At 50.7% G+C, this 8,671-nt stretch carries 9 protein-coding genes and 1 pseudogene; 4 read left to right on the top strand and 6 right to left on the bottom strand.

Going from position 1 to position 8,671, the window contains the following annotated elements:
* The 4 genes and pseudogenes from Q7P68_RS13585 to Q7P68_RS13570 all read left to right on the top strand — a co-directional run.
* Positions 1 to 573 (top strand): annotated as a pseudogene (locus Q7P68_RS13585) (hypothetical protein); the annotation flags it as partial.
* A gap of 12 nt (positions 574 to 585) precedes the next feature.
* A complete protein-coding gene (cobT, locus tag Q7P68_RS13580; RefSeq protein WP_304226565.1) occupies positions 586 to 1,674 on the top strand; it encodes a nicotinate-nucleotide--dimethylbenzimidazole phosphoribosyltransferase in 1,089 nt (362 codons plus the stop codon).
* Positions 1,655 to 2,617, top strand: coding sequence for an adenosylcobinamide-GDP ribazoletransferase (locus Q7P68_RS13575; RefSeq protein WP_304226563.1), 963 nt, complete (start codon positions 1,655 to 1,657; stop codon positions 2,615 to 2,617). Before cobT ends, Q7P68_RS13575 begins: the two co-directional genes overlap by 20 nt.
* 18 nt (positions 2,618 to 2,635) lie before the next feature.
* Positions 2,636 to 3,406 (top strand): SAM-dependent methyltransferase, encoded by a 771-nt coding sequence (locus Q7P68_RS13570; RefSeq protein ID WP_304226561.1) that lies wholly within the window; start codon positions 2,636 to 2,638, stop codon positions 3,404 to 3,406.
* A 61-nt stretch (positions 3,407 to 3,467) separates the two neighbouring features.
* On the opposite strand, the gene Q7P68_RS13565 is transcribed toward Q7P68_RS13570, so the two are convergent.
* The 6 genes from Q7P68_RS13565 to Q7P68_RS13540 form a co-directional block, all read right to left on the bottom strand.
* The gene (locus tag Q7P68_RS13565; protein ID WP_304226560.1) at positions 3,468 to 3,944 is read right to left on the bottom strand and encodes a Mut7-C RNAse domain-containing protein; all 477 of its coding nucleotides are present in this window, start codon (positions 3,942 to 3,944) and stop codon (positions 3,468 to 3,470) included.
* 9 nt (positions 3,945 to 3,953) lie between these two features.
* Entirely contained in the window at positions 3,954 to 5,150 is a 1,197-nt protein-coding gene (locus Q7P68_RS13560; RefSeq protein ID WP_304226558.1) for an iron-containing alcohol dehydrogenase, read from the bottom strand.
* A gap of 24 nt (positions 5,151 to 5,174) precedes the next feature.
* Complete coding sequence (locus Q7P68_RS13555; protein ID WP_304226557.1) at positions 5,175 to 6,611, bottom strand: potassium/proton antiporter; 1,437 nt, start codon at positions 6,609 to 6,611, stop codon at positions 5,175 to 5,177.
* A 6-nt stretch (positions 6,612 to 6,617) separates the two neighbouring features.
* Positions 6,618 to 7,832: an MFS transporter gene (locus Q7P68_RS13550; protein ID WP_304226555.1), complete on the bottom strand. Its 1,215-nt coding sequence runs from the start codon at positions 7,830 to 7,832 to the stop codon at positions 6,618 to 6,620.
* A gap of 68 nt (positions 7,833 to 7,900) precedes the next feature.
* On the bottom strand, positions 7,901 to 8,428 hold the full coding sequence (locus Q7P68_RS13545; protein WP_304226553.1) for a flavodoxin family protein: 528 nt from the start codon (positions 8,426 to 8,428) through the stop codon (positions 7,901 to 7,903).
* The coding region (locus tag Q7P68_RS13540; protein WP_304226551.1) for a hypothetical protein at positions 8,425 to 8,671 on the bottom strand (247 nt) is incomplete at its 5' end. The genes Q7P68_RS13540 and Q7P68_RS13545, both read right to left, overlap by 4 nt.

Raw genomic sequence — 8,671 nt, 5'->3', positions numbered from 1 at the left:
AGCCTGAGACCAAAACACGAAGACCTTATAAAAACCATTTCGCCCCTGGTTAAGCACTTTGTGTTTCATCCGGCAAATCCCGATAATCCCATCCAGGTTGATGAACTTTCATCGTTGATTTCCGCATGGCAGGCCCGTTATGGGGACCGCTTTTATGCTGAAAACACAAAACCCGGCTGGCTAGAATCCCTGGAAACCCGGCTGTCCTCCATTCCCCTCTGTATGGATACGGGGCACCTTGTTTTGGCAGCTCCACATACCGGAAGCAATGAGCCTAAAAACACAGGGCACCTTTATGATGCCCCCGCACAAAGGGTCCTGAGCTTTTGGGAGAGCCGTAAAAGCCGCATCCGGGAACTCCATTTACACAGTACCGACATAGCGGCTGCGAAACTGGACGAACGGCTCCCGGACCACCGCCCTCTTACTGGAGGCGAATTATGGCTAGAGCCCCTCACAACTGCGCTCATGGGGCAGAAAAGGCCACCACTCATCAATCTAGAACTCTTTTCTTGGCAGGAAGTAGAAAAAAGTCTTAAAGTCCTGCAAACTATGCTTAACAACCTTAAATAAACGGAGTACACCATGAACACCACAATCGCACAGCAAATGCAAAAATATTTGGACAATCTCACCAAACCCCGCGGCAGTCTTGGACGGCTCGAAGATCTGGTGGTAAAATTTGCCGCCCTGCAGGCGCGGGTACCTCCGCGGATAAGCAAAAAAGCGGTCTATGTGTTTGCCGCAGACCATGGAATAACGGCCGAGGGTGTATCCCTATACCCCCAGGAAGTAACCTACCAGATGCTCCTTAACATCCTTGCAGGAGGGGCTGCGATTAACGCCATGGCGGGAGATGCGAGCATGGATGGGGAATCCTCCTGGGACCTTATTGCGGTGGATGCGGGTGTTGCAACGGATACTACCGTGGATAATTCGGCGTTACTTAAATTGGCCGAGGCGCTCCCCCCGGGGCGGCGCTTTTTAAACAAAAAGATCGGCGCCGGAACTGCCAATTTTCTTCATCAAAAGGCTATGACCGCAATGGAACTGGAAGAAGCCCTTGCAGCAGGAGAAAGCCTTGCGGAAGATGCGGAAAAGCAGGGCTATGAGCTTGTGGCTATCGGTGACATGGGTATCGGCAACACAAGCACCGCTGCGGCCCTCCTCGTGGCAAGCGGCTTTCACCTGGACGACGTTGTGGACCGCGGCACCGGCATAGACAGCGCAACCCTTAACCACAAACGGGACGTGATTGCTCAGGCAGTAGAGAAGCACCGGCCCTTCGCATCACCCCGGGACATACTCCAAAAAGTCGGAGGCTATGACCTGGCTATGATGGCAGGACTCATTCTGGGGCTGAGAAACCGAAAGATTGGCTGCATGATCGACGGCTTTCCTGTTACGAGCGCAGCCTATATGGCCTATAGCATGGACAAGACCGTTACGGATTTTCTCTTTGCGGGGCACCTCTCCAAAGTTAAGGGCCACAAGCCGGTCCTGGCGGCCATGGGTCTTGAACCGATCCTGGACCTGGGGATGCACCTCGGGGAAGGTACCGGTGCGGTCCTCGCCGGCTACATTCTTGAGCTGGCGGTTAAAACAAGCAATTCAATGGCGTCCTTTGAAAGCGCCGGTATATCAGACAGCAGTCATGAAGAAGAAAAATATTGATGTTCAGCCTGACGCGGAAAGCCCGCCGAGCGCGGTAGACCGGTTTTTATCGAGCCTTTCACTGGTCTGCCGCGTTCCCCTTCCCTTTTCGTTTACTTTCAGCGCTGCCCGGCTCGATTTTTATCTCCCCATAACTGCCCTGTTTCAGTCCATGCTGTTTAGCCTTGGATTTGCCGCAGGAGCTTGGTTTTTCAGGGACTTGGCTCTCGCAGCGCTCACAGCCCTGATGTTGCAATACGGAGCCTTTAACCTTTTCCATTTCGATGGCCTTCTTGATACGGCGGATGCCTTTCTCGGCGCCTTTGACCGGGAAAAGCGTTTCCAGATTCTTAAGGATCCTCGGATCGGGGTGTATGGGATTTTTACCGCCCTTTCCTACCTGTCCTTTAAATTTCTTATCCTGGTCAGCATGATGAGCTTTTTATTTCCTGCCTTTGCGGGCCGCGCTTCCCATAGCATCTTGCTTTCTCCGCCCCTCTTTCTGCTCCTCCTTTTCCCATTGGCAGGCAAAACTGCGGGGTCCCTTATACCGGCTATCTACGAGCCCGCTAAACAGGAAGGACTTGGGGCCCTTGCCGCGGGGAGCCGGCTTCGCTCTACCATGCTTGGTTTTCTTGCGGCCCTGGCATTGTATCTTGCAGTTCCGCTTTTACTTTTTATTTTTGCCTCCCCAGAGTCTCCAATCAGGATGAATCTATTTATACCGAAAGATGCCTTTTGGCAGTCCTCTGGCTTCTTCCGCTGGGAACTTATTACCTTTTTGCAGCTCTTCCTTTTTGCGGCATGTCTTGCTTTCCTTTCGTCCCTTACAAGCGGTCTTGCAATCGGCGGGCTTTATAAAAAAGGCCTTGGCGGCTACACTGGGGACAGCCTGGGGGCTGCGATAGAACTGGGGGAACTCCTGTATCTATTGGCACTTTTTGTATGGATACAGCACAGCTAATTTTACAGGACCAGATTGATGAACAATAAGGACTTTGAAACCTATTATGAATCCATATTTGGAAGCCGCTGGGGTATTCTGCGAAATAGCCTGCTCCAGGATAGCCATATGGTAGCATACAGCTGCGGCCTTGCAGAGCCATATTACCTGGACCGGGCGTCGGTCCTCGCCGCCGAAGCCCTCAGGCTCCCCGAAACAGGAGAGGTGCTTGATGCCTGCGCCGCTCCGGGGGGCAAAAGCCTCGTCATCGCAAGCCGCATGGGGGAATCGGTGCGGCTCCTTTCCAATGAACTTTCCAGTGACCGGCGGCGCCGCCTCGTCGATGTCCTTAACCGCCACTTGCCGGTCGAAAAACGGCAGCGTGTCACCGTATCCGGCTTTGATGCTGGGTCCCTCGCCCGTCGTGAGGCCGAGCGGGGGCGGTTCCGCGCTATACTCCTGGATGCCCCCTGTTCCAGTGAACGCCATGTGATAGCCGATCCCAAAGCCCTGGCTCAATGGACGCGGAACCGCCCCCGAGCCTTAAGCCAGCGGCAATGGGCCTTGCTATCAGGGGCTTTTTTGCTCCTCGCGCCGGGTGGCTCCCTCGTCTATTCCACCTGCGCCCTTACTCCTGAAGAAAACGATGGAGTTGTCATGCGGCTTGTAAAAAAATACGGCAGTCAGGTGCAGATAGATAAGCCCGATTTTGCCGAAGGGGAAGAGACCGAGTTCGGCAGACACATCCTGCCCGATACAGAGAGCGGCATGGGCCCCATGTACGTTGCGAGGTTCATCAAACTGGAATAAAAGACTACGCGAAACTTGTACAACAACTTGTACAGTACTATATCGAATTCTATGTAACAGACTAGTTCGGCAAGTGCAATCCCTTGTCTAAAAGCCTTTCAAAAAGCCTAGTCATGGTCCTAAAGTGATCTCCCTTCCAAAAGAGCTTGCCGCAGGCACTGCACTGATAAAAGGTGTCGTATTTATCCCTCACAGAAGGGGGTAAAATTTCATAAACAGCCGATTTATCCGCATGGCAGAGGGAAGCTCCGCAGAGGGAACAGCGGGTAAAGGGGTGAATAGAATCCTCAAGGCCCAGGACAGAAATTACCTGAACAGTTTGGACTATTGGGTCAGTTGAGGTAATATAAAGGCTTTTTTTAATCAGGCGCCGTTTCAAAAGCTCCCGGTCCCGGGAAAGCACCACAAGATCCCCTTGAGATGCAAGGTTTGCGATTTCCGCATCTTCTAAGTTATTTCGGTAATAGACTGAAAAACCGAGGAGTCTTAAGATGCGGGCCAATTTTCCCAGATGGACATCGGCTATAAAGTGTATCACCTGAGATGCTTAAGACCTCCCGTCCTTATTAGCCAGGGCATACACATCCCGGATTTTTTTCTGATCTAGCACAAGCAGGTTACCGATAGTGCGGGCTCCGAAATAAGTACAGCGGTAAGCCAGTTCATCGAGTTCCGCATCCTGTAAAGGACCTATACCCAGTTCTTGGAAATTGGTTGGCATACCCAGGGACTTAAAATAGGACACAGTTGCATTAATTCCAGCCAGGGCTGTTTTCTCATCATCACCATTAGCCCCGATGCCCCAAACCTCCCGGGCATAGCGGGCAAAACGCCTAGGATTTGCGGGATACACATAGTGCGCCCATGATTTCCACATGACCGAAAGACTCGCCCCGTGAGCTACATCATATTTAGCGCTCAGTTCGTGGCCAAGCTGGTGCACCGCCCAGTCTCCCCTGCTCCCAAGGCCGGTGATGGTGTTATGGGATAGACTTCCGCACCACATAAGTTCGCTCATGGCTTGGTAGTCATGGGTATTCTTAATAGCCTTGGCACCATTGCGGATAACCGTTCTGAGCAAAGCCTCCGCTAGGGCATCGCTTGTTTCGTTGTCCTCTTCGGGAACAAAATAGCGATCCAGGGTATGCATGAGGATATCCGTGATACCGCAGGCTACCTGGTAGACCGGCAGCGTAAAGGTCAGCTCCGGGTTCAGGATGGCAAAGGCGGGCCGGTTAAATTCGGAAGAGAGGCCCCGTTTCTGGCCGATTTCTGTATTGGTCAGCACCGCGGAAGCGCTCGTTTCGCTCCCCGCAGCAGGGATGGTAAGTACCACGCCGACCGGGGTGGTTTTTCGAAGGCTCACCTTTCCGGTCCAAAAGTCCCAAATATCGGTTCCGGGATTTGCGTTCCCATGGGCTATGCCCTTGGCAGTATCGATAACGCTGCCCCCGCCGATGGCAAGGATAAAATCAGCCTTCATCGCAAGGGCCTGTGCTACCCCCTGCCGGGCGAGGGCCAGGGTCGGATTTGGCTTTACCCCGCCGATGCTTTCGTAGGGGATTCCTCCTTCTTTAAGACGGCTATAAATTCTATCAAGGAGTCCGCTCTTTAGAGCGCTGCCCCCGCCGTATACCACGAGAACTCGGCTGCCGCCGTGCTTTTTTATTAGGTCCGCAACCTTGTTTTCCGTGTCTTTACCGAATTCAACTTCGGTTGGAACATAAAACGTAAAATTACGCATAATTAAACCTCCAGATCCAGCGAGTTAGGTTTTTAGGTTAACAAGGCGATTGATATCATCAATCTTGGAAAGGGGAGCAAGAAAAAATAGGATATCGTTCTCCTTGATGACCGTGTTTCCCTTGGGCAAAATGATGTTTCCATCCCGCACAATGGATGTGATAAGCATATCCTTATCAAGGTTCAAGCTCGATATGGGGGTGTTTTTATAAGGCGATGTGGCTTCCACAGGAATCTCGACCATATCATAATCGCTTGAGCGCAGAGAATGGAGCTCTATACTGTGGGGAAGCGGTGGTTTTCGGGGTTCGGTAAACTGTAGTAGTTTAGCGAGGGGGCCTAATGTGGTTCCCTGAATGATGCAGGAAAGGAAAACGGCGAAAAATATGGTGTCAAAAATAAAGCCGTTGCTATCCATACCCTGGGCGGCAGGGTAGGTCGCAAGGACTATGGGCACTGCCCCTTTTATACCGCCCCACATGAGAAATAGTTTTTCCTTAAAGTTATAACCGAATGGAATCGTGGAAAGCAAAATCGCCACAGGACGGGCGATAAACATCATGAGGGCGACGATAATAAGCGCTTCCTTCCAAATATTAACAAAGCGGTGGGGAAAGGCTAAAAGCCCCAGCATAATAAAGAGGGCTATATTGAAAATAGTAGAAAGGCTCTCAAGAAAACTGCTGACGCTCCGTTTTGCGGGAAAATTGTAGTTACCCAGAAAGAAACCGAGAAAAAATACCGCTATAATACCGTTTGCCTTGACAAGGTCCGCAATCCCGTAGGTCATAAGAATGAGACCAATCATAAGGACATTGTAGCTTCCCCGGTTTTCGGACCGTAAATAATGCAAAAAGAGTGCAGAAATTTTATAACAAACAAAACCTAAGAGCGCCCCGCCGACAAACTGCCAGATAAGGGAGAGCACCGCGATGGCAGGGGACCTAAAGGCCTGAGTTGCAATTTGGATAAAGGTAACGGTGAGCAGTATCGCCATGGGGTCGTTGGCGGCGGACTCGACATTTAAAGTTGCCGCCAATTTCGGTTTTATCGGGTTGGCATTGGTAATCATAAACACCGCAGCGGCGTCGGTAGAAGAAATGATGGACGAAATCATGAAAGAGTACACTAGATCGAGGCGCAGGATAAAATGGATAAGAAAACCCAAGACAGCCGCGGTCAGCGCAACCCCCAGCGTGGCAAGGGTAAGAGAAGGGCCTGCCACACTGCGGAACACATTCCTCGGGATGCGGAAACCCCCGTCAAAAATAATAAAAATAAGGAGAATATCGGCAATTTGTTTAGTGAGCAGCGCGTTATCAAAATAAAACCAATTGAGCACATCGCTTCCTACCAAAATGCCGATCAAAATAAAACCGATAAGGAGGGGCAAACCCAGCCGTGCGCTCACCTTCATAGAGAGTATGGCCAATATGATGAGAAAAGAAATGAATAACAGCATACCTAATTATGCCACATCTTCGCACATGGGGCCATCCTTGGCAAGACAATCTTCCTGTATCAATTTTTTCCAACCTATGGAGCCCGTGATAAGCAGCAGGATACCCGCCAGTACCCCCGGAGACCAGGCACCGAGGGATGCAAACAAGGCGCTGCCAGCCATGGGAGCCAGAACCCGGTTCAGGCTTTCCGCAGAAGAGGACAGCCCCAGGGTTCCGCCGGCCTGCTCGTGGGGGACGCTCTTGGTAAGCAGGGTGCGCAGCAATGTAGAAACGATGCCCGAAGCTATGCTTAATGGAATCAGCACTATCATGAGATATAACAGGGAAGCAGAAAAGGCATATAACAGCATGGACAGGGCAGCGATCACCACTGAAACGGCAGCAAGCCGCCGTTCATCGAACTTCTTGACCAGGGGCCCCACTAGACCGCCTTGCACAAGGGCCACAAGAAGCCCCACATAGGCTAGAAGCAAACCCCGGGACCGGGAATCGAGGCCCAACCTATCGGCCACAAAGACTGTAAACATGCTTTCAAAGAGAACAAAGGCAAAACTATAAAACAGAGTCATAAGCAGTACCGTCCCCGTTCCCTCACGGCGAAGGGTGTTTATCAATACACGCAGGGAGAGGGCTTTGCGGGGTCTTACATCTACCTGTTTTTTCCGTTCCTCTGTTAGGCTTTCTTCTAAGAGAAAACTTATAAAAATCAGATTGATGAACGCAATGCCGGCGGCGACAAAGGCGGGCACGGCAAGGCCAAAGGTGGAGAGGAGTCCGCCAAAAAGGGGACCTAAAATAAAACCAAAACCGAAGGCCATGCCGATAAGACCCAAACCCCGAGCCCGGTTCTTTTCATCGGTAATATCCACAATATATGACTGGGCTACGGTAATGTTACCGCCAGTGAGACCGTCCAGGAGGCGGGCTGCAAAAACGAGGAGAAGATTACGGGAAAATGCGAGCAGCAAAAGGGAAAGGAAGGTCCCCCCAATAGAAAAGAGGAGCAGTGGTTTTCGGCCATAGGTATCAGAGAGCCGGCCTACAATGGGGGCCGCAAAAAACTGCCCCAAGGCATAAACCGCTGCAAGGAGTCCTGAAAGGGCTGGTGCACCGCCAAAACGGGCGATATAGTCGGGAATCAGGGGAATAATAAAGCCAAACCCAATCATGTCCATAAAGACGACAGAGAACAACATTAACAGAGAAGCCTTCTTTTTCATCAATTTCTCCTGAAACTAAGATAATAAAAGTTATTAAATTGAAGAAAAGAAATCACCTCCTGTTGTCTCTATACCAATGCGTAGACGAATTGTGTGTATGCTTCTTTAATCCGGCCCTGGAAATTATGCTCATTAAGCTTAATCTCCATTACACTTTCTGGCGTTGCTTCTTTTTGGTCGGACAGCAACCAACTGGTAGACAGGGCTGTCCCTCCCGCAAATGTGCTACCTGTCAAATATTCAACCTTTTTAAAGACCCCTTCGTAACCAAATTGAGAGTCCTTTTCAGCCTCTCCGCCACCGCAGCAGGTTACAAAGTAAAGCTTTTTTATCATTTTTTGGTTCTTTTTTATAAACTTCTTTAGCGGGGCGACAAGCTGGCCCATCCAAATGGGTCCGCAGAGGATAACCGCTTCATAGTCTTGAACGTTTTTGGCAATTTTTTTAATTCCCAAGGTTAGCCCAAAAATATTTAATAAAAACGCATTGATCATTGGCTTAATTTCTGCCAAGTCTGCTTGTAAATCGGCGGCAAGTTTTTCTGCGACAAATCTGTTATTACCGGTCCTTGAATAATAAGCGACAAGATATTTCATAGGAGCTCCTTGAGGAAAAGTATTTGCTCATAGTATATCACTGAAATAACAATTTGCCGTCCTGCCGACGCATTCCAGGCCGCCCCCGCTTGCTGGCGGCGAACTTCCTGTCCGCCTTCCTGGCCTGCCGGCCAGCGCAAGCGGGTTTCGACTCCCGTGAAAATAAAAAGGGGATGTCCAACTTCTTGGACATCCCCATAAAACCTTAAGCGGCTGAAGGGAGTCGCCCTCCATGCGTCGTCT

It is taken from the genome of Gracilinema caldarium (genome assembly GCF_029265695.1).
Lineage (GTDB): Bacteria > Spirochaetota > Spirochaetia > Treponematales > Breznakiellaceae > Gracilinema > Gracilinema caldarium_A.
The sequence above is the reverse complement of the archived record's forward strand: the minus strand, read 5'-3'. Positions and strand labels throughout refer to the sequence as shown.